Annotated in this window: 28 protein-coding genes, 1 tRNA gene and 2 riboswitches; of the genes, 22 read left to right on the top strand and 7 right to left on the bottom strand. The window is 43.5% G+C overall.

The window, feature by feature from the left end; genetic code table 11:
- A complete protein-coding gene (gene pstA, locus BUA78_RS16955) occupies positions 1-849 on the top strand; it encodes a phosphate ABC transporter permease PstA (protein ID WP_072916941.1) in 849 nt (282 codons plus the stop codon).
- 69 nt (positions 850-918) lie between these two features.
- Here the strand turns inward: pstA and BUA78_RS20325 are convergent, their stop codons facing one another.
- Positions 919-1,059, bottom strand: a complete 141-nt coding sequence (locus tag BUA78_RS20325) for a hypothetical protein (protein WP_175549062.1) — start codon at positions 1,057-1,059, stop codon at positions 919-921.
- Between the two features lie 210 nt (positions 1,060-1,269).
- On the opposite strand from BUA78_RS20325, the gene BUA78_RS16950 reads away from it, so the two are divergent.
- Both BUA78_RS16950 and BUA78_RS16945 read left to right on the top strand, forming a co-directional pair.
- Positions 1,270-2,106 carry a DnaD domain protein gene (locus tag BUA78_RS16950; RefSeq protein ID WP_072916938.1) on the top strand — a complete coding sequence of 279 codons (837 nt, stop codon included), beginning with the start codon at positions 1,270-1,272 and terminating at the stop codon, positions 2,104-2,106.
- A gap of 100 nt (positions 2,107-2,206) precedes the next feature.
- On the top strand, positions 2,207-2,920 hold the full coding sequence (locus tag BUA78_RS16945) for a cell wall hydrolase (RefSeq protein ID WP_072916936.1): 714 nt from the start codon (positions 2,207-2,209) through the stop codon (positions 2,918-2,920).
- A 33-nt stretch (positions 2,921-2,953) separates the two neighbouring features.
- Here the strand turns inward: BUA78_RS16945 and BUA78_RS16940 are convergent, their stop codons facing one another.
- Positions 2,954-3,706, bottom strand: coding sequence for a Fe-Mn family superoxide dismutase (locus BUA78_RS16940; protein WP_084082483.1), 753 nt, complete (start codon positions 3,704-3,706; stop codon positions 2,954-2,956).
- 133 nt (positions 3,707-3,839) lie between these two features.
- On the opposite strand from BUA78_RS16940, the gene BUA78_RS16935 reads away from it, so the two are divergent.
- The gene (locus BUA78_RS16935; RefSeq protein ID WP_238456860.1) at positions 3,840-5,858 is read left to right on the top strand and encodes a transglycosylase domain-containing protein; all 2,019 of its coding nucleotides are present in this window, start codon (positions 3,840-3,842) and stop codon (positions 5,856-5,858) included.
- A gap of 196 nt (positions 5,859-6,054) precedes the next feature.
- Here BUA78_RS16935 and BUA78_RS16930 read toward each other — a convergent pair whose 3' ends face one another.
- Both BUA78_RS16930 and BUA78_RS16925 read right to left on the bottom strand, forming a co-directional pair.
- On the bottom strand, positions 6,055-6,234 hold the full coding sequence (locus BUA78_RS16930) for a hypothetical protein (protein ID WP_072916934.1): 180 nt from the start codon (positions 6,232-6,234) through the stop codon (positions 6,055-6,057).
- 51 nt (positions 6,235-6,285) lie between these two features.
- Positions 6,286-6,552, bottom strand: coding sequence for a YgaP family membrane protein (locus BUA78_RS16925; RefSeq protein WP_238456859.1), 267 nt, complete (start codon positions 6,550-6,552; stop codon positions 6,286-6,288).
- A gap of 144 nt (positions 6,553-6,696) precedes the next feature.
- Here BUA78_RS16925 and BUA78_RS16920 point away from each other — a divergent pair.
- The 7 genes from BUA78_RS16920 (at position 6,697) to BUA78_RS16885 (ending at position 12,613) form a co-directional block, all read left to right on the top strand.
- Positions 6,697-6,773: transfer RNA gene (locus tag BUA78_RS16920), tRNA-Pro, on the top strand.
- 131 nt (positions 6,774-6,904) lie between these two features.
- Entirely contained in the window at positions 6,905-7,375 is a 471-nt protein-coding gene (locus BUA78_RS16915; protein ID WP_072916930.1) for a hypothetical protein, read from the top strand.
- A 110-nt stretch (positions 7,376-7,485) separates the two neighbouring features.
- Positions 7,486-8,001: a GNAT family N-acetyltransferase gene (locus BUA78_RS16910; RefSeq protein WP_072916928.1), complete on the top strand. Its 516-nt coding sequence runs from the start codon at positions 7,486-7,488 to the stop codon at positions 7,999-8,001.
- 336 nt (positions 8,002-8,337) lie between these two features.
- A complete protein-coding gene (locus BUA78_RS16900) occupies positions 8,338-9,486 on the top strand; it encodes an MFS transporter (protein ID WP_238456858.1) in 1,149 nt (382 codons plus the stop codon).
- 82 nt (positions 9,487-9,568) lie between these two features.
- Positions 9,569-10,306: an EcsC family protein gene (locus tag BUA78_RS16895; RefSeq protein ID WP_072916923.1), complete on the top strand. Its 738-nt coding sequence runs from the start codon at positions 9,569-9,571 to the stop codon at positions 10,304-10,306.
- Positions 10,307-10,735: 429 nt separating this feature from the next.
- Positions 10,736-11,383 carry a phosphate propanoyltransferase gene (pduL, locus tag BUA78_RS16890; RefSeq protein ID WP_072916921.1) on the top strand — a complete coding sequence of 216 codons (648 nt, stop codon included), beginning with the start codon at positions 10,736-10,738 and terminating at the stop codon, positions 11,381-11,383.
- Positions 11,384-11,419: 36 nt separating this feature from the next.
- A complete protein-coding gene (locus BUA78_RS16885) occupies positions 11,420-12,613 on the top strand; it encodes an acetate/propionate family kinase (RefSeq protein ID WP_072916918.1) in 1,194 nt (397 codons plus the stop codon).
- A gap of 302 nt (positions 12,614-12,915) precedes the next feature.
- On the opposite strand, the gene BUA78_RS16880 is transcribed toward BUA78_RS16885, so the two are convergent.
- Positions 12,916-14,160: a TolB family protein gene (locus tag BUA78_RS16880; RefSeq protein ID WP_072916916.1), complete on the bottom strand. Its 1,245-nt coding sequence runs from the start codon at positions 14,158-14,160 to the stop codon at positions 12,916-12,918.
- 248 nt (positions 14,161-14,408) lie between these two features.
- A riboswitch (FMN riboswitch) is annotated at positions 14,409-14,539 on the top strand.
- Positions 14,540-14,647: 108 nt separating this feature from the next.
- Between BUA78_RS16880 and ribD the strand changes: the two genes are divergently transcribed.
- Genes ribD through ribH form a run of 4 tightly spaced genes read left to right on the top strand, consistent with a single transcriptional unit; the run spans position 14,648 to position 18,169 of the window.
- The gene (gene ribD / locus BUA78_RS16875; protein WP_072916914.1) at positions 14,648-15,778 is read left to right on the top strand and encodes a bifunctional diaminohydroxyphosphoribosylaminopyrimidine deaminase/5-amino-6-(5-phosphoribosylamino)uracil reductase RibD; all 1,131 of its coding nucleotides are present in this window, start codon (positions 14,648-14,650) and stop codon (positions 15,776-15,778) included.
- Positions 15,759-16,415, top strand: coding sequence for a riboflavin synthase (locus BUA78_RS16870; RefSeq protein WP_072916983.1), 657 nt, complete (start codon positions 15,759-15,761; stop codon positions 16,413-16,415). The genes ribD and BUA78_RS16870 overlap by 20 nt, the downstream gene beginning before the upstream one ends.
- Before the next feature lie 12 nt (positions 16,416-16,427).
- Positions 16,428-17,660 carry a bifunctional 3,4-dihydroxy-2-butanone-4-phosphate synthase/GTP cyclohydrolase II gene (locus BUA78_RS16865; RefSeq protein WP_072916911.1) on the top strand — a complete coding sequence of 411 codons (1,233 nt, stop codon included), beginning with the start codon at positions 16,428-16,430 and terminating at the stop codon, positions 17,658-17,660.
- Positions 17,661-17,704: 44 nt separating this feature from the next.
- On the top strand, positions 17,705-18,169 hold the full coding sequence (gene ribH, locus BUA78_RS16860) for a 6,7-dimethyl-8-ribityllumazine synthase (protein WP_072916909.1): 465 nt from the start codon (positions 17,705-17,707) through the stop codon (positions 18,167-18,169).
- 112 nt (positions 18,170-18,281) lie between these two features.
- Here ribH and rpmB read toward each other — a convergent pair whose 3' ends face one another.
- On the bottom strand, positions 18,282-18,470 hold the full coding sequence (gene rpmB / locus BUA78_RS16855; RefSeq protein WP_072916906.1) for a 50S ribosomal protein L28: 189 nt from the start codon (positions 18,468-18,470) through the stop codon (positions 18,282-18,284).
- A gap of 179 nt (positions 18,471-18,649) precedes the next feature.
- Here rpmB and recG point away from each other — a divergent pair, with 179 nt between their 5' ends.
- From recG to BUA78_RS16840, 3 genes are all read left to right on the top strand, one after another.
- Positions 18,650-20,707, top strand: a complete 2,058-nt coding sequence (gene recG, locus BUA78_RS16850) for an ATP-dependent DNA helicase RecG (RefSeq protein WP_072916904.1) — start codon at positions 18,650-18,652, stop codon at positions 20,705-20,707.
- A 160-nt stretch (positions 20,708-20,867) separates the two neighbouring features.
- Positions 20,868-21,014: riboswitch (FMN riboswitch) on the top strand.
- A gap of 116 nt (positions 21,015-21,130) precedes the next feature.
- Positions 21,131-21,775, top strand: coding sequence for a 3,4-dihydroxy-2-butanone-4-phosphate synthase (gene ribB / locus BUA78_RS16845; protein ID WP_072916901.1), 645 nt, complete (start codon positions 21,131-21,133; stop codon positions 21,773-21,775).
- Between the two features lie 403 nt (positions 21,776-22,178).
- The gene (locus tag BUA78_RS16840) at positions 22,179-22,373 is read left to right on the top strand and encodes a hypothetical protein (RefSeq protein ID WP_072916980.1); all 195 of its coding nucleotides are present in this window, start codon (positions 22,179-22,181) and stop codon (positions 22,371-22,373) included.
- A gap of 3 nt (positions 22,374-22,376) precedes the next feature.
- On the opposite strand, the gene gpr is transcribed toward BUA78_RS16840, so the two are convergent.
- Entirely contained in the window at positions 22,377-23,363 is a 987-nt protein-coding gene (gpr, locus tag BUA78_RS16835) for a GPR endopeptidase (RefSeq protein ID WP_072916899.1), read from the bottom strand.
- Positions 23,364-23,533: 170 nt separating this feature from the next.
- Between gpr and rsmD the strand changes: the two genes are divergently transcribed.
- The 4 genes from rsmD to BUA78_RS16815 all read left to right on the top strand — a co-directional run.
- On the top strand, positions 23,534-24,100 hold the full coding sequence (rsmD, locus tag BUA78_RS16830) for a 16S rRNA (guanine(966)-N(2))-methyltransferase RsmD (RefSeq protein WP_072916896.1): 567 nt from the start codon (positions 23,534-23,536) through the stop codon (positions 24,098-24,100).
- On the top strand, positions 24,100-24,630 hold the full coding sequence (gene coaD, locus BUA78_RS16825; protein WP_072916894.1) for a pantetheine-phosphate adenylyltransferase: 531 nt from the start codon (positions 24,100-24,102) through the stop codon (positions 24,628-24,630). The genes rsmD and coaD overlap by 1 nt, the downstream gene beginning before the upstream one ends.
- On the top strand, positions 24,605-25,045 hold the full coding sequence (locus tag BUA78_RS16820; RefSeq protein ID WP_072916892.1) for an ATPase: 441 nt from the start codon (positions 24,605-24,607) through the stop codon (positions 25,043-25,045). The genes coaD and BUA78_RS16820 overlap by 26 nt, the downstream gene beginning before the upstream one ends.
- A 300-nt stretch (positions 25,046-25,345) precedes the next feature.
- On the top strand, positions 25,346-25,932 hold a 587-nt coding region (locus BUA78_RS16815), incomplete at its 3' end, for a DNRLRE domain-containing protein (RefSeq protein ID WP_175549061.1).

The raw sequence follows: 25,932 nt of genomic DNA, 5'->3' as shown, positions 1-25,932 counted from the left end.
ATGGACAAAGTAAGATCCTCTGTCTATTGGGAGGAAAAAGTTGCCAAAGTATTTCTGTGGGCTTCGGTGGTAATCACCCTGGGGGCACTGCTAGCGGTAATCTTTCATATTTTACAGCATGGTCTAATGCATGTTAGCTGGGAGTTTTTGACCAAAGAACCTAGGTTGATGGGCAAAGAGGGCGGTATTTTCCCCACCATTGTCAGCACGGTATATCTCATTGCTATTTCCCTGGCCATTGCCACGCCCATTGGTATTATGGCAGCTATCCAACTTACTGAATATACCCAAAAGGGGTCGCTGGTGAAGGTGATACGCTTTGCCACGGAAACCCTGGCGGGAATTCCCTCGATCATCTTTGGCCTGTTTGGCTTTGCCTTTTTAGTGTTGTTTATGGGATTTTCCTGGTCCCTGTTGTCCGGCGGTTTAACCTTAGCCTTCATGGTTCTTCCCACCATTGTGAGAACCAGTGAAGAAGCCATTAAAAGCGTGCCGCTCAGTTATCGGGAGGGGAGCATGGCTTTGGGGGCCACCAAATGGCAAACCATCTGGAAGATAGTCTTGCCCAGTGCCCTGCCTGGCATTGTTACAGGTGTAATTTTAAGTATCGGTCGAGTAGTGGGCGAAACCGCGGCAGTTATCTTAACTGCCGGTAGTTCCTTAAATATTCCCGCCTCAGTGATGGACCCTGCCCGCAGCATGTCGGTGCATTTGTATATACTGGCCATGGAGGGTATCTCTATGGAAAAAGCCTACGCTACAGCAACGGTGTTGATTATTTTAATCTTTATCATTAATACGTTAGCTACCAGAGTTATGCGGAGAATGAGTTCCAACCTAATCTCCTAAAGAAAAAGGGGTTACGATTAGAAGCAGTGTCACACTTTGACACTGCTTCTAATCGTAACCCCTTTTTCTTTAAAAAATATCCAAACTGAGGAAAGCATCATCTTCATCGTCGCCCTCTAGAAATAAATGATCCAACAGATTATTGGTAATAAATCTTTGTTCTTCCAGAGGCAATGACTTAATTTCTTGTAATATTTCTTCGGAAGACATAGCAACACTCCCATTTTTGTTTTATAATAACCTTTTGGTAAGGGGATATTCATAGGTTAATTATATTTTTGTGAATGTCAGCTAGCGGCACCTTTTCGTCTACGCCAGCCTGGGATTAGATGTTTTTCCCCCTCTTTGTCGATAAACAAAGGTGGACAAGGCTGCCATTCTTACCATAAAATATTGAAAGAAGTACAAGGGGGTTGGGGCATGAGACACAAAAATAGACTGGCAGTAAAAAAAGAATTTGATGCTACCAACATGACCGTTTTTTTCGGTTCGGCGATTTTTACCAGTGGCATGACCAGTATCCCAAATCTATTTTTAAAGTATTACCGTGATATTGGGATTACAGATTCTGAAATGATGCTCATTATTCAGTTGTTGAGATTGCGTAACGAAGAGCAGCTAATGCCCAGTGCAGAGACGTTATCTCACTGCTTAGCAGCTGATCCGGCACAGATTGAGCGACAAATTAAAAGCTTACTGGATAAAAGAGTTATTGGTATCACCCAGTATTTTAGTGACGAAGACGGTTCAATCATGGAGGGTTATGATTTTGAACCGTTAGTTTTTGAAATCTCGGAGGTTTGGGCTCTTAATCAGAAAAGGCAGTTAGACGAGATTGCTGAAAAAATGAATTCCGCTGAATATCATCTCGGGAACGAGCTACAGCACAATCAAACTATTTTAACCACACCAGAAAAGGAATTGTGTCATACCTTCGAAAATGAGTTTGGACGGCTGCTTTCCCCCATGGAGATTGAACACATTTTATCCTGGGTGGATGAATATGAGATGGAACTTATTTTAGAAGCACTGCGGCAAGCAGTCATTAGAGGGAAACATAATATCAAGTATATCTCCAGTATTCTTCGGGAATGGCACAAAAATAATATTAGAACTGTTAGGGAAGTGGAAGCACATCAACGGCAATTTGAGGAGAACAGGGCCAAACAAATTCAGCGGAAAGCCTCTCCCATTACAGAAACCAGCAATAAGGGAGATCTCAAAAAGAAAAATTTAATGAGATCCATGTACAGTTAACTTCTAAATTAAACAGCGCCTCTAGGGGCGCTGTTTTTTATGTATGTATATTTCTGTCATAATTGTGCAAACTATCAAATGGGTAAGAAAGGAGGCACCAATGAACAAGAAGTACCGTAAAATCGCTGTGTTATTGGCGGTTGTCTTAGCAGTCACCTCTGGATTAATGGGGGTAGCAGTAGCTGCAGGGGAGACTAGCGGCGACGGTGCAGGCGGTTTAGAGCTTGATGGGTCTGAAGCAGACCGATCTAGCTCAGATATAAGTTACACTGTCCGACCAGGGGATACACTGTACCAAGTTTGCCGGGATTATGATGTGCCATTGGCACCACTGATGAGAGCAAACAACTTAACCAGTACAATAATTTATCCCAACCAAAAGTTATTTATTCCTACCACTAACGTCACCTCTTATGGTGCAGTATTATCCAGAGGGGATGTTTCCCGGGAAGACATTATACTGTTAGCTAAGCTCATTCATGCTGAGGCCCGGGGAGAGACCTTCGAGGGGAAGGTTGCTGTAGGAGCTGTTATACTAAATAGAATAGCCAGTCCAGATTTTCCAAAGAGTATTCGGGAAGTTATTATGGAAAAAAACAGCCGGGTATATCAATTTACGCCGGTTCAGGATGGCACTATTAATCTGAAACCAGACGAAGAATCCATGAAAGCTGCCCTAGAGGCTTTAATGGGACAGGATCCCACTAAGGGTGCGTTATTCTTTTATAACCCTGTGGTGGCAGAAGATCAATGGATACGAACTCTGCCCGTTGTTACCCGCATTGGTAATCATGTTTTTGCAACGAAAATATAAGGAACAAAGGCCGCCTCTGGTGGCCTTTGTTCCTTATATTTTGATATTGGTGAAGCGAGATTTGACGACTGCCCAATCAATATTTTTGGCAAAGGCATCCAAATAACTGGTACGGTTTGTTCCATAATCCAGAAAATAAGCATGTTCCGCCAAATCTACTACTAAAAGGGGCTCTATTCGTACTGCGAGGCCTGCATCTTCATCGTAGCCATAATTATGCAAATGTCCATCATCAAAGTCGTACCCGAGAATTGCCCAATTCCTAGCCATTAAACAGGTGGCACGAAAGTCTTTTTCCCAATATTCATAGGAGCCAAAGTCCCTAACAATGACTTCCAGTACATTTCCGGTGGCGTTGCCGCCTCGCCCACCCATATTTTCAAAATAGTATTCATGCAGTTTGCAGTTATTTACTGCATAGAGTTCAGCAGTCTTTAGGGCACGGTACTCACTATAAATAGAGTCGGCTTCCTTTTGCTTTAATGCTTGAAGTTTTGCTCGTATTTCATTGATCTTAATAACATAGTCCTGATAAAGCTTGTAATGTTCTTGAATCTGACGCACAGAAAATCCCATCATGGTTCGGAGTGAAGATTTTAAATTTTTTGTCTCTAGGAAATTATAAGTACCATCAGAAGCAGCGGGAATATATACAACATCTCCTGGGTTTAAATTTTCCAAGTTTTCTAAATGAGTGTTAGCAATGGCTAGGTTATTGGTATTGGCATTGTATTTTTTTACGATGGTTTTTATTGTGTCACCGGGCCTTATTACATGCCTTGGCATAAAACCACCATCCTAACTTTTATTCTATCATTCTATTCCCATTGGGACTTTATGGTTACCTGCTTTTTGGATAAGGCTTTTAATCATGGAAAAAATATTTATTATGCTACTATGTTTTGTGGAGGAAAAAATAGTGACCTATAAACGGTTTTTCTTGTTGATGAACTTAATGCTATGCCTAGGTGTAGTTTTTGGCTGTGGAACGGAAGGCGGAGGACCGCCGGAGGTTCCTAAGCCTTCCCGCATTGTGGATGCCAATAACCGGCTTATTACCACCATTTCCCAGGTAAATACTGTCCCCGTGCAATTAGAGGAAATTGCTCCAACCATGCGTCAGGCCATTGTAGCTATTGAGGATGAGCGGTTTTACCAACACCGGGGCATTGATTTTAAAGGGATGGCTCGGGCACTTTGGCAAAATATCAGAAGTGGCTCCATCGTCCAGGGGGGAAGCACGCTAACACAACAATTAGCCAAAAACCTGTATTTAGGACCCGAGAAAACCATCGACAGAAAGGTTAAAGAAGTATATTACACCATCCAATTGGAGCGGACCTATACCAAAGACGAGATTTTAAACATGTATTTAAATCATGTCTACTTTGGCCAGGGAGCTTACGGGGTAGAAGCTGCCGCACAAACTTATTTTGGCAAAGCAGCGAAAGATCTTACCCTGGGAGAAAGTGCGATGCTGGCCGGTTTACCGCGGGCCCCCAGCTACTACGCGCCTACCACCAATCTGAAGGGAGCCCTAGAGAGGCAAAGGGTGGTTCTGAATCGTATGTTGGAGTTAGGCGTGATAACTCCCGAGCAAGCGGCCGCTGCACGGGCAGAAAATATTCAACCTTTAGCTAAGACCGAAGCATTCCAGCAGGCGCCCTATTATGTGGCTGAAATTATTAACTATTTTAAAAACAAATACCCCAATGGTATGGAACTACTTTACACCAGCGGGCTAACCATTCAAACCAGTTTGGATTTAACTATGCAAAAATCTGCAGAAAAAGCTATGGAGCAAGGCCTGGCTAATGTAAATCCAGATATTAACGGCGCTTTGGTGGCCATCGATCCTAAAAATGGCTATATCAAAGCCATGGTGGGGGGACGCAGTTGGCAAAAATCTCAATACAACCGTGCCCTGGCCAAAACGCAGCCTGGTTCAGCCTTTAAACCCTTTTTATATACGGCGGCCATTGAGTCTGGCTATACCGCGGCCAGTACCATCGTCTGCGAGCCAGTAACCTACCAACAGAAGGGAAGTGCACCGTATACTCCGGCAGACCATAAGGTGGGTTATCATTACCGCCCCTTTATTCTTAAACAGGCCTTAGCCATCTCCGATAACGTAGTAACGGTTAGATTAGCAGATATGTTAGGAATCAATGCCCTGGTTCGCTATGCTAAAGCAATGGGGATTGAAAGTGAGTTACGGCCTTATTTATCACTGGCTTTGGGTACTTCAGAAGTTACCCCGCTGGAAATGGCAGCAGCTTACGGCCCCCTAGCCAACCAAGGCATACGTGCCAAACCCATTTATTTATTGAAAGTGACCGATAGCGCAGGGCGGGTATTAGAGGAACAGCACCCGCAGCTTTCCAAAGTGATTGATGAAAGGGTAGCCTATATTGTAACGGATATGTTAAAGGCTGCTGTAAGTTCAGGAGGAACTGCAGCCCAGATTTCTTGGCTGGTAAAAAGACCGGTGGCCGGTAAAACGGGGACTACAGAAGATTATACGAACGCCTGGTTTGTGGGCTATTCCCCTGATTTAGTGGCTTCTGTCTATGTAGGATATGATGACAAGAGCAAAAGGGTAGGTTTAACGGGGGGGGACATTGCTGCCCCAATTTGGGCACAATTTATGGAGGAAGCCCACGGAAATGCGGCGGCTCAAGATTTTAGGGTACCGGAGGGAGTGGTGCAGGAAGAGGTTTGCACCATGGATGGACTAAAAGCTTCACCCTTATCCAGCGATACTATGGCTGCCTATTTTATAGAAGGCAGTGAGCCAAAGGTACCATGTTTTGGGGACTTTTGGACCCAAAAGCCGCAAGATTCCGGAGAAGGTCCTGAGGATTTGCTAGTCAATCCCACGGTACCACCATCAGCCCCAGATCCCTTTCGTTCTCAAGAACCGTTGGTAGCGGAATAAATGCAAAAAACAACAGGCCTCGCATTATTAGAGACCTGTTGTTTTACTATTCTTCCCGTGCATGTTCAGCCAGGTAACAATTTTGGCAGTAGCTATTATCCATCTCTTCGTCATAGTACATCTTGCTTTCCTCGGTATGTCTGCCGCAAACACAACAGGTATACAATTATTCTTCCTCCCTAGTACAATCCTGGATCTAGCATCTTTGCCGAGCTTCTTCCAATAGGACACCTGTCTTTTGACACATTTTAGCCAATTGCTGTTTTTCAGGTGCATCAGCGGGAAGTTTATCAATCATTCTCCCCATATCCGTCATGCAACTTTGGGCGTTTTGAATACAGTTTTTTAGTTCTGCTTGATCGCTGGTGTTGACCATCTTCTTCACCTCCTTCAAGGATATTGCCAAAGATGTTGGCAAAAGTATTCACTACCTCTCCGAATCCCGCTCGCCAGTTTGCCACGTATACACCTCCTCTTCGATAACAAGATCAGGTTCCCGTGAGGAAACCCCTAACCAATGGTAAAGGGGACTGAAACCAATGATAGCTACCAGAAATACTTCAATACCCAACACGATAAATAGACTGGACCAAAAAGGAGAGACCAAACGTAAGAGTCCTAGAGCAAGAAAGGAAACACCAAAGGTAACCCGAAGAATCCTATCGGCAGTTCCGACGTTCTTTTGCACGGTCATTCCTCCCCAGGGTAATGTTTGGAATTATTATTTGCAAATGGCCCAAGCTTATGCGGAGGCTTATATTTTAATATAGAAACCAAATTTTCTTGACAAATGGTTTTTCTTGGGTGATAATATACTCTGTTACAACAATTGGCATTTCGGGGCGTGGCGCAGTTTGGTAGCGCGCTGCGTTCGGGACGCAGAGGCCGCAGGTTCGAATCCTGTCGCCCCGACCAAAAAGACATAACTTCCACTTAGTGGAAGTTATGTCTTTTTGGTCGAGGGGCAAGTGTGGTACAATCAATAAAACAAGTAGAATGGCAGAAAAATAAGAGTCTGGAAGTGCAGGCTTTGGGAGAGATTATTCATGAACAAAGAACTGTTAAAACTGCCGTTATGCACTTTGGCAGCTGGAATTATATTGCGAACAGCCGATTACATTACGGTCCGTCTCTTAATCCGGGGCACTACCGAATGGACCCTTGAAATGGGAACCACAGCATTTTATGTTCGGCTGTTTTTAAGCGTTTCCCTGTTTGCTGGTATTGGGTTATTATTGCGCAAAAGATACAGTCGGATTACTTTTATAAAGTCCGCGACGCTCTTGATGCTCTATTCCGTTGTGATTTTTGCCATAGAACAAGTCACACAACATTTTGGCTCCTATAGCATGATAATCTATTATCTGTATATTCCTGTTGATATGTTTACTGTTATTACATCCTTTTTAGCAAGAATAAGCGATGCCGGGAGCATAAACTGGTTGTATGCAATTCCCTCGTTATTTGCACCCTATTTGTTTCTGCTTTTCAGTAAAAAATCGGCATCCCAAAACTAGAGCTCCAAGATTTTTACCGAAAGAAGTTGAACGATAGAACGGTTCAACTTCTTTCATTTTTTGTGTTATGCTTAATATGAGGATTGTTTTATAGTAAAGGTGGTAACTATATGCAATGGATTTTACAATCAGAGAGATTAGCCTTTCGTAAGATTGATAGAGATGACTTTAAAGACTTGTGTACAATGCTACAAGATATTGAAGTGATGTATGCTTGGGAGCACGCTTTTACAGATGAGGAAGTTTACGAATGGATTGATAAAAACCTTATACGTTATGAAAATGAAGGCTTTAGCTATTTTGCTGCAATAGAAAAGGCTACAGGTAAATTTGTGGGTGTAATTGGCCCATTAATAGAAGAAATTGACGGGATTCCATATACGGGGATTGCCTATATACTTAATAAAAATTTTTGGTGCAAAGGCTATGCAGTTGAAGGAGCAAAAGCCTGCATGGATTATGCTTTTGCTAAATTAAATGCCGACAAGGTTATTGCACAAATTAGACCAAACAACTTTCCATCTCGTAAAGTTGCAGAAAAACTTGGGATGAAGATTGAAAGCGAATATACCAAACATTATAACGGCAGTGATATGCTTCATCTAATTTATAGCCGGACAAAATGAGACAAGCATAATCTTACTCAAATTAAGAGGGGCTAGTAGGCTGTTTTTACAAAACACAAAAAACCCTGCAGATCATTATTTCTTACTGCAGGGTTTATGCTTTTTAAATTGGAGGGGAGAAGTCGGAATTGAACCGTACTCCAACCTGGATCTCAGGAAAGCTCATGGGTTTGCAGCCCATAGGGGGGACCACCCCCGTTCTCCCCAGCAATATTTTATCACAATAATGGTAATAATATATATGAAAAAAAGTAATGATAAGGTTACGAATCATAACCTCTGGATAAAAGGTTGCCAGACTCTGTGACATCTGTGTTATACTCTCCCTTGTGGGGGGTGACTTTTTTGCAATCAATTTACCTAAAGTGTTTAATCGGATTTTATTATGCCGTTAATGGAGTTATTTTGCCTTATTTCCCCATTCTATTTCAAAAGCAAGGGTTTCATTACTGGCAGATAGGAGTTCTTTTAGCCATGGGGGCGGTGGTTAATACTTTAACCCAATCTCTCTGGGGCTACTTTTGTGATAAGCTACAAACGGTAAAAAAGATCATGTTAATGCAGTTATTCATTTCGGCAGTTTTAAGCCTTTTAATTTTCCGCTTTCATTCTTTCCTGGGATTGCTTATTGCTCTCACCGTATTCTTTACTTTCTATCGTCCGCTACCTTCGTTAATTGATACGTTAATTGTCAATGCAGTAAAAGATAATCCCAGTCAGTATGGTAGTTATCGTATGTTTGGGTCTCTGGGGTTTTTAGTTTCAGTTTTCTGCTCTGGCTTTGTTCTAAATAGTTTGGGTGTTAATAATGGTCCTTATTTAGTAACTGCTTTGATTGCACTAACCTTTTTATGTGCTTTACCCGTGGGGGATGCTAAGTATATCTGCACCCCCCCAAGTTTTCAAAAATTTATGGCTTTGGCTAAAAAACCTCAAATTTTTAACTTTTTAATCGTAGCCACGTTGCTAGGAACCACGCAGGTGGCGAATGATAATTTTATCAGCATTCACTTGCAGAACCTGGGCGGGAGTATCCGAGAAACGGGGCTAGCCTGGGCCATCGGGGTTAGCTCGGAGGTTTTAGCTTTTATTGTTTTGAGTCGCCTCAGAATGAACCTGGATTCCTTAGTTTTTTTACGTTACATAGCTTGTTTGTACGGACTACGCTGGCTGCTGATGGCCTTCATAAGTAACATTAAGGTTATTTTGGTTATTCAGGTAATGCATGGTATTTGTTTTGCCTTATTTATTTCCATGGTCATGCAGCACTTGTTAAAAATTGTCCCTGACGAATTCAGGGCAACGGGGCAAGGATTATTTTATATGTCTGTATTTGGTGTTGGTGGTATCATGGGTATGACAGGTGGGGGATTACTATTAGATCATTTTGGGGCAAAAAGCTTCTATTTAACTTGTTTGTTTTTTTCGATATTTGCCTTGGTAGGGTTTAGTAGACAGGTGAAAGCTGAGGCAAAGGGAATCTAGGTATACTCATAAAATGATAGCTAATGTAATACTTTACGTGAATAAAATAAGTAAACCAATTTTTTAAAAGAGGAAGATTTGGATGGATCATTACGAACAGCAGGCTTTAAGGGAGTTGCAACAGTGGCAAATTCGAATGAATAAAAAACCATCCTTGTTTAACGGGCTGACCAAAGGACTCCAAAACAAGGTCAATAACGTTATTCCTGATAAAATTCATGAAATTATGACGTCAGCCATCAAAAATATCGTACGAGCGGCTTTGCTAGGTTCTGAATTCACCACTAAGAAGGAAGTACCTTCGGGTCTGTCCTTGGCGGAGCGGGAGCGTTTGGTCCGAGAGCGTCTTCGTTTTTATAAAAAGGCAGCTGCTACTGAAGGAGCAGCCACTGGTGCGGGAGGATTGTTTCTTGGCTTAGCTGATTTTCCACTTTTACTCACTCTGAAAATGAAGTTTCTTTTTGAGGTGGCGGCGATCTATGGTTTTGATATTAAGGATTACCGTGAACGACTCTATATTTTACACCTATTTCAATTGGCCTTCTCCAGTGATGCCAGACGCAGGGAGGTTTATCAAAAAGTTTTAAACTGGGAAGCAACGATCCTGGAATTTCCCAGTTTACAGGCTATCGATTGGCGGAGATTTCAGCAGGAATACCGAGATTATATTGATCTGGTGAAGTTGTTGCAGTTGGTTCCTGTAGTCGGGGCTTTTATTGGGGCCTACGCTAATTATCACCTGTTAGATAACCTGGGGGATACTGCTATGAATGGTTACCGATTAAGATTTTTACAACAAATTACGATAACCCCAAAATAGTTTTATATTTTTTTCAATAAGATTTTCATCCTTTATACAAATGTAAGAAAAACTATACAATTGGCACAATTTACGTCAAAGAATAGTCAGAAAAGCAAGTCACAAAATGCACTTGAAAACAAGGAAGAAACTAGTTACAATCAGTTTGAGAAATTGACTATCAATTATAAATGATAATTGTATGTTGTAAACACAATTTTTTGCAGGGTAATACCATCATACCTAAACAAAGTTGGTTTAATACAAAGGTTGTAAGTTAGAAGGTTTTAAAAAGAAGGGTTTTGAAAAGGACATTTTTGTAAGACGAGACATATATTTTCTTGTTTGTATTGTTCTCTTTAAACAAACCCTATAAAAAATAATGGCCATATCCTTTCCTAAAATTAGTACTTTTACTTGTTAAATAAAATTAAAAAGGAAGTGTTGCAAATGTCTAATCTGGAAACCCCAACCAGGGTAAATCCCGATGAAATTACCCCTATTGCTGTTACCGTGGGTATTTCTGCGCGTCACGTACACTTAAGCCGAGATCATGTGGAAACTTTATTCGGAACTGGTCATGAGCTTAAGCCCTTTAAAGAATTATCTCAACCCGGTCAATTTGCTGCGGAAGAAATGGTGACCGTGGTTGGACCTAAAGGCGTTATTGAAAAGGTACGTGTTTTGGGACCTGAGCGTAAAAAAAGTCAGGTAGAACTTTCTATCTCAGACTGTTTTAAATTAGGCATTAAAGCTCCTTTAAGAGATTCTGGCGATTTAGCAGGTTCCTCTTCTGTCACCTTAGTTGGTCCTGCTGGTTCCGTTACTTTACCGGAAGGTGCGATCATCGCTGCTCGCCATATCCATATGCATACTTCCGATGCTGAGAAGTACGGCTTGGTAGATGGAGACAGAATTTATGTAAGAGCTAAAGGACCCAGAGGAATTATCTTTGGCGATGTACTGGTTCGTGTGGGTAATGCCCATAAATTAGAAATGCACGTGGATACGGACGAAGGAAATGCTGTGGGTCTAAGAAATGGTGATACCGTTTATGCTTATAAAATCCATGGCCATATCTCTGAACTAGTAAAATAAGTTTTGTGTTCTTTTCACATTAAAGGAGGAAAATCTTTGTTAATCCTAGTTGTTAACTGCGGCAGTTCATCCATAAAATATAAGTTGATGGATATGGAGCAAGAGACCGTACTACTCTCTGGTTTATCCGAAAGAATTGGCATTTCTGGTTCCAGAATTAAACAAGAAAATAACAAAGGTGAAGAACTGGTTTTAGAGCAGGATTTACCGAATCATAAAGCCGCTTTAGAAAATATTCTAAAATGCATTACTGATGCTAAATATGGCGCAGTAACTGATGTAGCTCAGATTAAAGCTGTTGGTCATCGGGTTGTTCACGGTGGTGAAAAGTTTAACCAGTCGGTGGTAATTGATGAGGCACTCGTTAAGGTATTAGAAGAATTGTCTGAATTGGCACCGTTGCATAACCCGCCTAACATTGTAGGTATTAAGACTTGCCAGGAACTAATGCCCCATGCTGCTCAAGTGGCTGTGTTTGATACCGCTTTCCATTCGGCTATGCCAGAAGAGGCCTATACCTATTCCATTCCTTACGAATATTATGAGAAGTATGGCATCCGGCGCTATGGTTTCCATGGAACTTCACATAAGTTTGTATCCCGCCGGGCTGCAGAAATTTTAGGCAAGCCCGTAGAGGATTTGAAAATTATTGTTTGTCACCTAGGTAATGGTTCTAGTATTTCTGCTGTAGGGAAGGGTGTATCTCAGGACACCTCCATGGGCTTTACCCCGCTGCCGGGATTACCTATGGGAACTCGTACCGGAGATATTGACCCTGCCATCATTCCTTTTTTAATGGAGAAGGAAAAATTAAGTGTGGCTGAAATTGGCGATGTCATAAATAAAAAGAGTGGTGTGTTAGGCGTATCCGGTCTCAGTAGCGATTTTAGGGATTTAGAAGATGCAGCCTTGCAGGGTAACGAAAGGGCCGAATTGGCTTTAAGTATGTTTGCCTATGGTATTGTTAAGTATGTAGGTGCCTATACCGCTGCCCTAGGCGGTTTAGACGCTTTGGTGTTTACCGGTGGTATTGGTGAAAACTCTAAAGATATCAGAGGCAGGGTACTAAAGGCCTTTGCTTACACCGGGTTGGAAATTGATGAAGCAAAGAACAACTCCCGTGGTAAAGAAGTGATCATCAGCAAGCAAGGTGCTCCCTTTGTTGCTATGGTTGTACCCACTAATGAAGAATTAATGATTGCCAGAGAAACCAAAGAACTGGTCCAATAATTTACAGTTTTACTACCAAGCCACAGATGCCTTTGGGTTCTGTGGCTTTTTCATAAGGTTATATTTTTAATACAAATATAGGAATTTGTTATTAATAATGTAATCTTTTAACCATATACTTATCTTTAGATGCAAGAAAAATTGGCTGCAGGAGGTGACCCGAATGTTTACGAAGCATTGGATGCTCAGAGAAACGGCCCATTGTAAAGAAGGTTGCCTAAGATAGTCCTTGACATGACGCTAAACTGTCTCTATATAGAAAGATCCACCCCAAAAAGGGTGGATCTTTCTGTATAGAGGTTTTATTTTATAGGCAGGATCTTTAGGCCGCTGATTAAATCTTCTCCTTCTTGAGAGAGCCTTTGTAAGGTAATGATATGCTTACCGGTTTTATCCCAAACAATGCTGTCATTATACGTATACTCCGGAGTTAACTCTTTAACATTCTGACCGTCGTAATCTGAAATCATTACTTTATTGCCTTTGATCTTACTATCTAAGAATCGATCGTAATCACCCTGGACAAAAGCTAATTTATAACCATTGGGGGAAGGGGTGTAATAGAAATTTTGCCTATTCTTTTCCTGCAAAGAGTAAGATTCCTGCTTATTGCCAATGGCATCAAAGATATCAACTTGCCCGAAGGAGGTTTTAAACAACAAGCCGGTTTTACTATCTACGGCTACGAAATATGAGGAATCCATGAGGTTTTCCCCCAGGTCAGTATATTTGTTTTGCGACAAATTGAGAATACCATGATAAAAACCATCATCCCAACCTCTGACGATATGCAGAGATTTACCGGGGATGATCCACTCGGCTCGGCGAAATTTGCCTTCTTCATCTGTAAGCCTAGTTACCTCACTTGTTTCGATAGAGATTTTAGCCATGCCTTGTAAATGTCCAGCACCATCTCCCAGGTTTTGCTGTAGGTCAGAGAAATAAAATAGCTGCTTGCTGTCAGGATACCAGATAGGATACCAGTCATCCTGATTTTTAGTTAATTGTTTGTGTTTAGCAGACTCAATAGTATAAACCATTAAACCCTTTCCCTTTACGGTATAAGCAATCTGTTTACCATCCGGACTAATGGAGCCATACCAACAGTCCTTGGAAATTTCAAGTCGGCTACGATTTTTACTGTTCAGTAAGGAGAGGGTACTTTCGGTTTGGTAAAGTAGAATGTTGTTATCCGGCAGCCAACCCAGCACCTTGGATACACCATCAAAGGTTGTAACCTCCCCTGTAACCAAGTTAGCCAAGACCATTTGTTCTTTGACGTTTTTTTCCTTATCCCAAAAGTAGCCACTAAAAGCAACTGACGTACCAGCCGGGGATAGCACCAAGTCCTGATGATAACCGAATAAATGAACTCCTTTGGCTGGCAAATCTATGTCCTTTAAAACTTCTTGACCAACCTTTTCTACGACCTGCCGATCCTTCTTAGCAGGCTGAACCAGCGGTTGATCTTTGGCTGGTACACACCCGGCGATGCTGCTGGCTAAAAAAATGCTTGCTAGGATAACGCCAATCCATTTCCTTTTCATACCATCCCCCACATAACAAATATTTACTGTAGCTTACTGGATATAGACGATAGGAAGGGGTTTTTTGTAACTCGTATAGGCCCAATTGATGTGTAAGGTCATGGAAAGAAGGATAACTCCTTAGCAGTCGTTTTTTACATTTTTTTAAAGAAATGTGGTCAAACTAATTTTGCTTACGTCGAGTGATGCCATTTTACCATTGACATACGAACAAACACAGGAATATAATGGTCTTAATTGAATAAAAAATAAACCTTCAGGGTTAGGTGCAATTCCTTACCGGCGGTATGGCGCTTTCAGCCGAGCCCGCGAGCCCGTAAGGGCAGATCTGGTGAGAAGCCAGAGCCGACAGTTAAAGTCTGGATGGGAGAAGGTTGATAAGAAACCTCGCAAAAAATGTATTTTTGTTAGGTTTATTCTCCTTTTGCCTTTAACCCTGGAACTTTTTCCGGGGTTTTACTTTTTTACTAATGGGAGATGAACTACAGTGGATCAGGACAGGCATTATATGCAGCTGGCCCTGGAATTGGCAGAGAAGGCCAGAGGGCGAACAAGTCCTAACCCCATGGTGGGAGCGGTGCTGGTAAAGGACGGAGAAGTGGTTGGCAAAGGTTTTCATGTTAAAGCAGGCAGTGCCCACGCCGAAGTGGTGGCACTGACAGACGCTGGGGAACGGGCCAAAGGCGCCACAGCCTACGTCACCCTGGAACCCTGTTGTCATTATGGAAGAACCGGTCCCTGTACCGAGGCTTTATTAAAGGCCGGTGTTAAAAAAGTGGTGGTGGCCATGAAGGACCCCAATCCTTTGGTTGCCGGGCAGGGTTTAGCCATTCTGAGGGAAGCCGGTCTGGAAGTTGAAAGCGGTTTGCTGGAAGAGGAAGCCGTTCGATTAAATGAGGTCTTTTTAAAGTACATTACCACCAAGCGACCCTTTGTGGTAATGAAAGCAGCCACCAGCTTAGATGGTAAAATTGCCACGGCCACCGGTGAATCCAAGTGGATTACCGGTGCAGCAGCCAGGGAGTATGGTCATCGATTAAGAGATACCTACGATGCCATTTTGGTGGGGGTTACTACTATTTTGGCTGATGACCCGTCCCTTACAGCCAGATTACCAGAGGGCAGGGGGAGGGACCCCATCCGTATTATTTTAGATAGTCAGGCCCGTACTCCCACTGGGGCTAAAGTGCTCATTCAAGAATCTGCGGCTCATACTATCGTGGCTACAACTGAAGCTGCTCCGGTGGAACGACGGGCCAGTTTACTGGCAGCAGGAGCTGAAGTACTGGTAATACCTGGAGCAGGACCGGGGGTAGACCTGGTAAAGCTGATGGAAATCCTGGGTGAAAAACAAATCACCAGTGTACTTATCGAAGGTGGCGGCAAGGTAAACGGTTCTGCCTTAACCGCTGGAATTGTGGATAAAGTGGCCTGGTTTTTAGCCCTTAAGATTATTGGTGGGGATGCGGCACCCGGTCCCGTTCGGGGAGAAGGGGTAGCAGCCTTAAAGGATGCCACCAAGCTATATGATGTTGCACTGGAGAGATTAGGTGAAGACACCTTGATTACAGGATATACCTCAGAGGGAGGTGGCAAAAATTTTTACCGGCATAGTTGAGGAAATTGGTACGATCAAAGGGATTTCCCGAGGCCCCAATTCGGCAAAATTAAATATTCTAGCCTCGACAGTGTTAGAGGATGTAAAGCTTGGGGACAGCATTGCGGTTAACGGAGTTTGCTTAACCGCCACTGCCTTTAGCGATGGAAACTTTACGGCAGATGCCATGGCGGAAACCCTAGCCAAAACCAATTTAGGTGATTTAAAACCCGGCAGTAAAGTCAATCTGGAAAGAGCTTTACGCTTGGGGGATCGGCTGGGTGGGCACTGGGTGTCTGGTCATGTGGATGGGGTAGGAACCATCGTACGCCTGGAAAAACAGGATATTGCCACTCTCATTACCATCCAGGCACCGGCCCAGGTAATGCGGTATATCATTAAAAAAGGTTCTATAGGGATTGATGGTACCAGTTTGACAGTGGTAGATTTTACAAGGGACAGCTTCCAAGTGTCACTGATCCCCCACACCGCTCAGGCGACTATATTAGGTAGTAAAAAAATAGGGGATTCGGTAAATCTGGAGTCTGATATTTTGGGGAAATATATCGAGAGATTGCTGCAGGGTGGAGAGCAGGAATCGTCTGAGAAGAAGAGTAAAGTTAACTTGGATTTTCTGGCTACAAACGGATTTTTATAGGAGGGAAAAGTTGTGACAGTTAAATTTAATACCATAGAAGAAGCCTTAGAGGATATCCGCGCTGGTAAAATGGTTGTGGTCGTGGATGATGAAGACCGAGAAAATGAGGGGGATCTGGTGATAGCTGCGGAAAAAGCTACGCCGGAAGCCATTAATTTTATGGCTACCTATGCCCGAGGGTTAGTCTGCATGCCGATTTATGGGGAGCGTCTGGATGAATTAAGCCTTCCTGCTATGGTTACCAATAACACCGATCCCCACGGTACAGCCTTTACTGTTTCTGTGGATGCCCAGGAATGTACTACCGGCATTTCAGCCGTAGAACGGGCCCTCACTGTGCAAAAAATGTTGGATCCCAACACCAAACCTGAGGATTTACGCCGTCCGGGGCACATCTTCCCATTACGTCCCAAAGAGGGTGGGGTTCTGGTACGTTCCGGTCATACAGAAGGGGCTGTGGATTTAGCCAGACTAGCCGGTCTAAAATCTGCCGGTGTTATTTGCGAAATTATGAAGGAAGATGGCACCATGGCTAGGGTGCCGGAATTGGTAGAATTCTGTAAAACCCATGATTTAAAGCTGATCACCATTGCGGACCTAATTAAGTACCGTAGACACCATGAAAAATTTGTGAAAAGAATAGATTCTGCTCAGATGCCGACAAAATATGGGGATTTTATTGCTGTGGGTTATGAAAGCCTGATTGATGGCAAAGGTCATGTGGCACTGGTCAAAGGGGATCTCAGCAGTGTGGAGGCTCCCTTGGTACGGGTACACTCCGAATGCCTGACCGGTGATGTGTTTGGTTCCCTGCGCTGTGATTGTGGTGATCAATTGGACAAAGCCATGCAGGCAATTGCCAAGGAAGAAGTTGGTGTCCTCCTCTACATGCGGCAGGAGGGCCGGGGTATTGGTCTGATGAATAAAATAAGAGCTTACAAGCTGCAGGATATGGGGGCCGATACAGTGGAGGCCAACCTAGCCCTGGGCTTCCCAGCCGATCTACGCGATTATGGTATTGGTGCTCAGATTTTGGCAGACCTAGGGCTGACCAAAATACGCTTACTGACCAACAACCCGCGAAAAATAGCTGGTCTGGAGGGCTATGGACTGGAAGTAGTGGGTCGAGTTCCTATCGAGGTGGCCGCCGGACAGGCTAACGAAAGATATCTCAGCACCAAAAAATGCAAGCTAGGCCATTTGCTAAACATGAATGAAAAAACCAAAAAATCTGTTAACGAGTAATTAAAATCAACACTGATAAAATATGAACAGGGGGACAAAAGGATATGCCTAAAGTATTTGAAGGACATCTACTTGGTCAGGGGTTAAAATTTGGTATTGTAGCAGGCCGTTTCAACGAGTTTATTACCAACAAACTGTTAAGCGGGGCTATCGATGCATTGGTGCGTCATGGTGTAGCAGAAGAAGATATTGAAGTTGCTTGGGTTCCCGGAGCCTATGAGATTCCTCTAACAGCTAAAAAGATGGCTAGCTTGAACCGCTACGATGCGGTAATTACCCTGGGTGCAGTTATCCGGGGCGCCACACCTCACTTTGAGTATGTATCCGCAGAGGTTTCCAAGGGTGTAGCCAAGGTGGGGTTAGATGCTAATCTGCCTGTTATCTTTGGGGTGCTGACCGTGGATACTATTGAACAGGCCATTGAAAGAGCCGGTACCAAAGCCGGTAACAAGGGTTGGGAAGCCGCCAGCACCGCTATTGAGATGGCTAATTTAATGAAGACATTCTAGTTGTTAAAAACGGAAAGCACCCAGTAAGGGTGCTTTCCGTTTAGGCTGGCAAGGTAAAATTAAAAAACGGCCTGAGGCCGTTTCGTAATGCGTAATCTTATCAAAGATGCAACTAAATAGCCCGTTGCACTTTTCCACTCCGCAGACAACGGGTGCATACCATGATCCGCTTAGGGGAACCATCAACGATAGCTTTCACTCTTTGCAGGTTAGGGTGCCAGGTCCGTTTAGTTCTAATATGAGAGTGGCTAAGTTTAATGCCAACGGTCACACCTTTGTCACAAATTGCACACTTGGCCATAGTTACACCTCCTTTAATGACACGGTCAGAAATGTCATAAAAATACATTGCGATCTCACTCACTTGGATAGTATACCACAAATAAACCTAAAATCAAATGAAAAATTAATAAAACTTACTACCGTGGGAATTCCTCCCATGCTATAATTAGAACATATGTTTTCTAAAGGTGAGATAACGTGATTGATTTATACAAACCCGTACAATTTATTAAAGGTGTAGGACCCCAGCGAGCTAAGCAACTGGAACGACTGGGTATCCAGACAATTTTGGATATCCTCTATCATTTTCCCAGGGACTATCAGGATCGGACCCATATTTTGCCGGCCCATTCCTTTGGTCAGGGGGATTTGGCTACCGTCAAGGGGACCGTGATTGCCAGTCAAGAAACCAAGCCCAGGCGTGGTTTGTCCATAACCAAACTGACTCTGCAGGAAGGTGCTGCTACCTTCTATGCGGTATGGTTTAATCAACCCTATATCCGAAAACAATATCCTCCTGGTAAAAAACTTTTGCTTACTGGGAAAATGGATAGAAATTTTAGCGTGCCGCAGGTTCAAGTCACGGACCATGAGTTATTGGAAGGGGATGAAGGATTACATAGTGGACGTATTGTACCGATCTATCCTTTGTCCGAAAGTATCAGTCAAAAATTTTTAAGAGGTATCATCAAAGCAACCTTGGATGCCTTAGGCGGGCAGATGCGGGAATTTCTTCCCGATGATCTGCTAGATCGCCATCATTTACCCTGTTTACCGGAAGCTCTGCAGGAGATACATTTTCCGCAGGAGGAGAAAGCCTACCAAAGGGCTAGGAAGAGATTTGTTCTTGAAGAGCTTTTTTTATTTCAGTTGGGTCTTACTTTGCAAAAGAGTCGTTATATTCGGCAGTCTAAAGTACATCAATATGATAATCAATTGCTGGAGGGGCAACTTCTGCAGAGACTACCCTTTAGCTTGACCAAGGCGCAGCAAAGAGTATGGCAGGAAATAAAGAGTGATCTTTTAGGGCCCTATCCCATGAATCGTTTATTACAGGGAGATGTCGGTGCAGGCAAAACTGTGGTGGCAGCTTTAGCCATAGCAATAGCAGTGGGCTCCGGGCAGCAAAGTGCTTTGATGGCTCCCACGGAGATACTGGCTGAACAACATGCCGACAGCATCAGAGCTTTACTAGAGCCACTGGGTATCCAAGTAGCATTGTTAACTGGTAGAAATCGGCGGGGCCGTAAGAAGTTTCTGGAGGGTGTGGCTAGCGGTGAGATTCAGGTGGTAATTGGCACCCATGCACTTATTCAGGATGAAGTTCAGTTTAAAAACTTGGCTCTGGTGGTGGTGGATGAGCAACATCGTTTTGGGGTCCGCCAGCGGGCTGCCCTGCAGGATAAGGGGCTGCGACCGGATGTGCTGGTAATGACGGCTACTCCAATCCCCCGAACCCTGGCTCTTACGCTCTATGGTGATTTAGATGTTTCCGTCATCGATGAATTGCCCCCGGGGAGACAAACCATTAAAACCCATCATATAGGTCTAAATCAGGCTGGCAAAGCGGTTGGCTTAATTAAACAGCAGGTGGCTTTGGGGAGACAGGCCTATGTTGTGTGTCCGCTGGTGGAAGAATCAGAAAAGGTGGATACCCAGGCGGCCATCGACCTTTATGAAAGGTTACAACAGGCCTTGCCGGAATGTAACTTTGGTTTGCTGCATGGTCGGATGAAGCCAGCGGAAAAAGAAAGTATTATGCAGGACTTCCGCCAGAACAACATTAACGCCTTAGTTTCCACTACGGTTATTGAGGTAGGGGTGGATGTACCTAACGCTACCGCCATGGTGGTGTGGGACGCCCAAAGGTTTGGTTTGGCTCAACTTCACCAATTAAGAGGCCGGATAGGGCGGGGCAGTCACCAGTCCTACTGTATTCTGGTGGGTAACCCCACCACCAAAGAGGCTAAGGAACGTTTGGCTGCCATGTGCCGCACCCAGGATGGTTTTGTCTTGGCGGAGGAAGACCTAAAGCTGCGGGGACCAGGGGAATTCTTTGGTACCCGCCAATCGGGTTTGCCGGATTTTAAAATTGCGGATCTGCTGCGGGATAGCCGGGAGATTGAAAAGGCCAAAAAGGAAGCAGAAAAAATTCTCCAGTCCGACCCAGATCTTAAAAAGTTGGAAAATCAGTATCTCTTTAAGCAGTTCGCCCAACGCTTCCCGAACTTTGTAAAATATAGTGATATAAGCTAAATACGGTATAAAACCATGCATCAAAGGGCCGTAGCTTTAAATCGTCACGCTCCCCAGAGCAGCTCCTTTGAGACTTTCCACATTATCCGCATACGGATGTGGATATAAGGTAATAAAAGGGTTGACAAAAGTGGATGCGAAAGTATACTTACAAATAACGACTTATTCTCAGGGCGGGGTGAAATTCCCCACCGGCGGTATCTCAGTTATACTGAGGAGCCCGCGAGCGCTCTTTAACTTTAAAGAGGTCAGCAGAACTGGTAAAAAGCCAGTGCCGACGGTATAGTCCGGATGGAAGAGGATAAGGCAGTCAGTCAAAATCTGCTCTTAACAATCATTTTAATTTATTTGGCATGAGCACATGCTGTCTGCCTGGTGTGCCCTGATTCAAGTAAGTCCGACTAGTAATTAGGAGGAGATACTGTGAATCAAAATTTGTTAACCCAATTTGGAGATGCGGCCGCAAGAGTGGAGGCCGCGCTTGATGCATTGCGTAGTGGACAAGGCATTTTAGTCACCGATGATGAAAACAGGGAAAATGAAGGGGATATCTTTTTTGCCGCCGAGTCTTTGACAAATGAGCAAATGGCCCTGTTAATCCGTGAGGGTAGTGGGATTGTATGTTTGTGTTTACCGGAAGAAAGAGTCCAGGCTTTAGATTTGCCGATGATGGTGGAAGTGAACACGAGTAGTTTTGAAACTCCTTTTACTGTTTCTATTGAAGCGGCAAGCGGAGTTACAACTGGTGTTTCTGCCGCTGACCGTGTGACTACCGTAAAAGCCGCAATTGCCGACCCTGTAAGACCGGACTGGCTGCGACGTCCCGGGCATATTTTTCCATTGCGGGCCAAGCGGGGCGGTGTAATGGAACGACAGGGGCACACAGAAGCGAATGTGGACTTAATGCGAATGGCCGGTTTAAAACCTTATGGTGTATTGTGTGAATTAACAAATTCCGATGGTACAATGGCGCGGTTACCTGAAATCGTGGCATTTGCCGAGAAAAATAATATGACAGTAGTTACAATTAGTGATATCATTGCTTATCAAATGGAAAAGGGAAGATAGACGCTCGAAATAAGTACATGTTGTGTGGATACAATAATAAATTCAAGGGGAAATGTCAGAAATGACATTTCCCTTTTTTGGCATATGGGAAAGTATAAAACTTTCCGACATGCATAAGGGCAAACTAAGCTTCCACCGGCGTCTAAAGACTTGGCGCAAGCTTAGTTTTTCTAATGAAAGCCCACTCGCAGCCCCATATAATCAATATTTAACAACAATTGTACAACAACGCCGAGAAAAAGTTCCGTGAGGGTCTGTGATGAAAATCTAGCAATATCAACATCCATGGGCATTAGAGCTCCTGATTGACATCTAAAGGCGTGGTACAAGACCACGCCCTTAACTTTTGTTAACATTTGCCGTGTATGATCAAATCTTCTTACCAAATAATAAACCCGAGGTGATGATCTTGCAAAATAAGAACAAAGAAAATTTGTTAAAACAACGGGCCAATGATTCTCTTCGTTTTGAAGTGGGCCAAGGGATTGGCTTCATCGATGAGGGTAACAAAATTGGCCTTACTCAGCCGACGACCGGAGCAGATACCTTGACCAAAACAGATCATGGCAATGATGCTGCTTTTAACCCAGAAATCTAATGGTTAATGCAGGTAATTGGTGTATTCCTCCACGGTAATGGAAGGATGCAGGGCGATAGAAATACCACCGGCGATGATCTTAGCAGTATTTTCAATGAGTGTATCGATTTCCTTGGGAGTTACCATCAGTTGCCCTGAGGTATAGGGCTGTAAAATGGCATTCACAATGGGTTGGAACGCCTCTGAATTCATTTTTTGATAAATGCTTTGCATTTGGGGCTCGTTTTTGGTTTGTTCCACCAAACGATCCAAGGTTTCGCCGGCAATTACTGCAGCGGGAATCACTGTAGGCACCCCAATGGCGATCACAGGGACCCCCATGCTTTCTTGATTAATACCTGCTCGTTTATTACCAATACCAGAGCCTGGTGCAATCCCTGTATCTGCCAGTTGGATGGTAGTGCCAATACGTTCTGCAGAACGAGAAGCAAGGGCATCTACCGCAATGACCAATTCCGGCTTAACCTTGTCTACCACACCTTTGATAATTTCCGCGGTTTCTATGCCGGTAAGGCCAAGGACACCGGGCGATAGAGCACTGACCGAACGCATACCACCTTTTATTTCTTCCGGTGCATAGTTATACATGTGTCTGGTAACCAGAGTCATACCAACTACTTTGGGTCCCAAAGCATCCGGGGTAGCATTCCAGTTGCCAAGACCCACTACCAGCACATTGGCATGCTCTGGTAAATGAATGAGGGTAGCTAATTGCTTGCCCAGAACTTCCACTACTTCCTGGTGGGCTTGACGATTATTTTCCCGAATAACCGGAGCTTCAATGGTAATATAATTACCACGGGGTTTACCCATGATTTGCTCTGCGTATTCTTCCACAATACGAACGATGGTCACAGTGGCTTGATCGTAACTTTCTTTGTCCATAATGCAGCCAGGTATTTCCTGGCCTGTTTGACCACGGATAATTTCCCGTGCTTCCACTGCCAAGTCTAGATTAATATCATTAGCTTTATAAAAATTAATATCCAAGTATGATTCCCCCTGTTCCATGATAACGTACAACCATATCCTGTTCTGACTTAGCATTATTTATGCAAATCTTGTCTTATATGTAAAAAAATCGATTTTTTTTGATCAATATGCTATAATGTTGAGTTGAGAGAATATGGGTGTTTTTCTAAGAAAGGAATCAGTTTTTATTGAGAATCATTGCCGGTACCGCTAGAGGTCGCAACCTAAAAAGTCCTAAAGGGATGTCTACCAGACCAACCTCAGACCGAGTAAGGGAGGCCTTGTTTAACATAGTAACTCCTTATGTGCCTGACTCTCGTTTTTTGGATCTTTTTAGTGGGACAGGCGCAGTGGGCATAGAAGCACTTAGCCGAGGTGCAGCAAAGGCTGTTTTGGTGGAGAAGGACCGCAATACCACCAAAATTATTTTAGAAAATCTTGATCTTTGCCGACTAAAAGAGAGTGCTGAGGTGTTGACACTGGATGTTGCCAAAGCCATTTCCTTGCTTGGTCATAGAAGAGAGATCTTTGATTTAATTTTTATAGATCCGCCCTATCAGAAGGGATTTGAAGAACCTACGATAGAAGAGATTTTGGCCCAGGCTATCCTTGCTCCTGAGGGAATCGTAATAGTAGAAAGTAATAAAGTTGATTTACCGCCGGAGACAGTGGGGGTACTTAGGGCCTATCGGCGAGAAAAATACGGTGATACAGCGTTGACATTTTACAGACATGACATCAAGGGGGAACCATAATGCGTATTGGAATCTATCCCGGTAGTTTTGATCCAATTACTAATGGGCACCTGGATTTAATTGAGCGTTCTGCGGTACTGTTTGATACGCTTATTGTAGCAGTAGCCAGGAATTCACAAAAGATTAAGCCACTCTTTTCGGTAGATGAAAGGGTAGAAATATTAGAAAAGGTGCTTGGTAAATATCCCAACATTATTGTTGATACCTTTGATGGCTTGACAGTAAACTATGCCTTAAAACAGGGAGCCCATGCTATTGTAAGGGGTCTTAGGGCAATTACCGATTTTGAAAGTGAGTTTGTTTTTGCCCTTACCAATAAAAAGTTAGCACCTCAATTAGAAACTGTATATCTAATGACCAGAGCGGAGTATTCCTTCATTAGTTCAACCACTGTTAAAGAAGTGGCTTCTTATGATGGGTGTCTACGTGCTATGGTTCCAGACTTGGTTGCGGAAAAATTGAAACAAAAATACGGGTATGCAAAATACCAAGGAGGGATAGAAGGTGGAGCTCCTGAATATCTTAAATGAGCTAGAGGAACTCATTGAGGAGAGCCCCAAGGTGCCGATGACCAGGCGTGTTATGGTCGATGAAAATCGGATTTTGGACTATCTTGATCGCATCCGCACCTCACTTCCCGAGGAAATTCGACAGGCAAAGTGGTTGGTGAAGGAAAGAGATAAGGTACTCAGTGAATCTAAGAAAGAAGCCCAACGGATGTTGGAGGATGTAAACCGCCAAATTGAACAGAAGGCTGAAGACAGCGAAATTGCCAGACAAGCCGAAACAATAGCTCAGCAGACCATTCAAAAGGCTGAGGAGGTTTCTTCACAAATCCGTCAGGGGGCCCGTGAATACGCCGATGATATTTTAATGGGCTTGGAAGACAAGCTTGGTAAAATGTTAGCAGAAATTCAACAAGGGCGTGGTGAACTGAGAAAGTAGTTAGTTAACTATTCTAAAAAGACCATTAAAAAAGGGGCTGTTGCTCTACGAACTATCAGTTCGTAGAGCAACAGCCCCTGCAGTTTGTAGAGAAGCTGTGGGGGGCGTAACGAAACTTTAGTTTCGCTGCGTCCCCCATTTTGTAGGTACCTTTAATTTCTCTTTATAAAGAAAGGATGACCTTTACCCCATTGACTTTATAGCATTTTAGAAAACTGATGACAAAATGTAACATTTTCCAGCCCTATGGAATATTTTAGATTGAGCTAGCTAATTTAGAGAGAGGGGTTGATTATTAGGTTGCCAACGATTTCATTAATACCAATTGGAGACGCCTATATTGCACAGTCTTACCCAACAACCAATTTTGGATCTGTTGCGGCACTGTATATTGGTAGTTTTACCAGGATTAACGACGTATACAGGAGTCTAATACAATTCCCTACACCCATCATACCGGCTGGCAATGTTCTGAACAATGCTTTTTTAAGACTCTATCTTTATAGGAAGGATGTACCGGGTGTTCAACCAATATACATCTACCGGGTTAACACTCCCTTCAACCAAAATACTGTGACCTGGAACAATAGGCCTGTTAGCTCTTACACAGGTAATTTCTATAATTTCGCGGACGACCAAATATTCCAGTTTATGGATATTGATGTAACAGAATTAGTTAACGGCTGGATCAATGGTGATTACCCCAATTTTGGGCTGGAAATCCGTGGCTTAGAAGATCAGCCTGCGTTATCAGCTTTTCGCAGTAGTGATTATTCTGATAGCAATTTATGGCCACGACTTATTGTAACTTATACCAACGGTCCAAGCGGACCTACTGGAGATACTGGACCCACCGGACCTGTCGGACCTACTGGAGATACTGGACC

It is taken from the genome of Desulforamulus aeronauticus DSM 10349 (assembly GCF_900142375.1).
In the GTDB taxonomy this organism is placed as follows: domain Bacteria; phylum Bacillota; class Desulfotomaculia; order Desulfotomaculales; family Desulfotomaculaceae; genus Desulfotomaculum; species Desulfotomaculum aeronauticum.
This window is presented reverse-complemented; position numbering and strand designations above follow the sequence as displayed.

Excerpts from the sequence above, each read along its gene's own strand:
- BUA78_RS16950 (WP_072916938.1), top strand. The coding sequence starts at position 1,270 with ATGAGACACAAAAATAGACTGGCAGTAAAAAAAGAATTTGATGCTACC.
- BUA78_RS20325 (WP_175549062.1), bottom strand. The coding sequence starts at position 1,059 with ATGTCTTCCGAAGAAATATTACAAGAAATTAAGTCATTGCCTCTGGAA.
- rpmB (WP_072916906.1), bottom strand. The coding sequence starts at position 18,470 with ATGGCCAAGTGTGCAATTTGTGACAAAGGTGTGACCGTTGGCATTAAA.
- BUA78_RS16930 (WP_072916934.1), bottom strand. The coding sequence starts at position 6,234 with ATGGTCAACACCAGCGATCAAGCAGAACTAAAAAACTGTATTCAAAAC.
- BUA78_RS16925 (WP_238456859.1), bottom strand. The coding sequence starts at position 6,552 with ATGACCGTGCAAAAGAACGTCGGAACTGCCGATAGGATTCTTCGGGTT.
- BUA78_RS16880 (WP_072916916.1), bottom strand. The coding sequence starts at position 14,160 with ATGAAAAGGAAATGGATTGGCGTTATCCTAGCAAGCATTTTTTTAGCC.
- BUA78_RS16895 (WP_072916923.1), top strand. The coding sequence starts at position 9,569 with ATGGATCATTACGAACAGCAGGCTTTAAGGGAGTTGCAACAGTGGCAA.
- ribH (WP_072916909.1), top strand. The coding sequence starts at position 17,705 with ATGCCTAAAGTATTTGAAGGACATCTACTTGGTCAGGGGTTAAAATTT.
- BUA78_RS16940 (WP_084082483.1), bottom strand. The coding sequence starts at position 3,706 with ATGCCAAGGCATGTAATAAGGCCCGGTGACACAATAAAAACCATCGTA.
- BUA78_RS16840 (WP_072916980.1), top strand. The coding sequence starts at position 22,179 with ATGATCTTGCAAAATAAGAACAAAGAAAATTTGTTAAAACAACGGGCC.
- BUA78_RS16910 (WP_072916928.1), top strand. The coding sequence starts at position 7,486 with ATGCAATGGATTTTACAATCAGAGAGATTAGCCTTTCGTAAGATTGAT.
- BUA78_RS16915 (WP_072916930.1), top strand. The coding sequence starts at position 6,905 with ATGAACAAAGAACTGTTAAAACTGCCGTTATGCACTTTGGCAGCTGGA.
- BUA78_RS16945 (WP_072916936.1), top strand. The coding sequence starts at position 2,207 with ATGAACAAGAAGTACCGTAAAATCGCTGTGTTATTGGCGGTTGTCTTA.
- pstA (WP_072916941.1), top strand. The coding sequence starts at position 1 with ATGGACAAAGTAAGATCCTCTGTCTATTGGGAGGAAAAAGTTGCCAAA.
- coaD (WP_072916894.1), top strand. The coding sequence starts at position 24,100 with ATGCGTATTGGAATCTATCCCGGTAGTTTTGATCCAATTACTAATGGG.
- pduL (WP_072916921.1), top strand. The coding sequence starts at position 10,736 with ATGTCTAATCTGGAAACCCCAACCAGGGTAAATCCCGATGAAATTACC.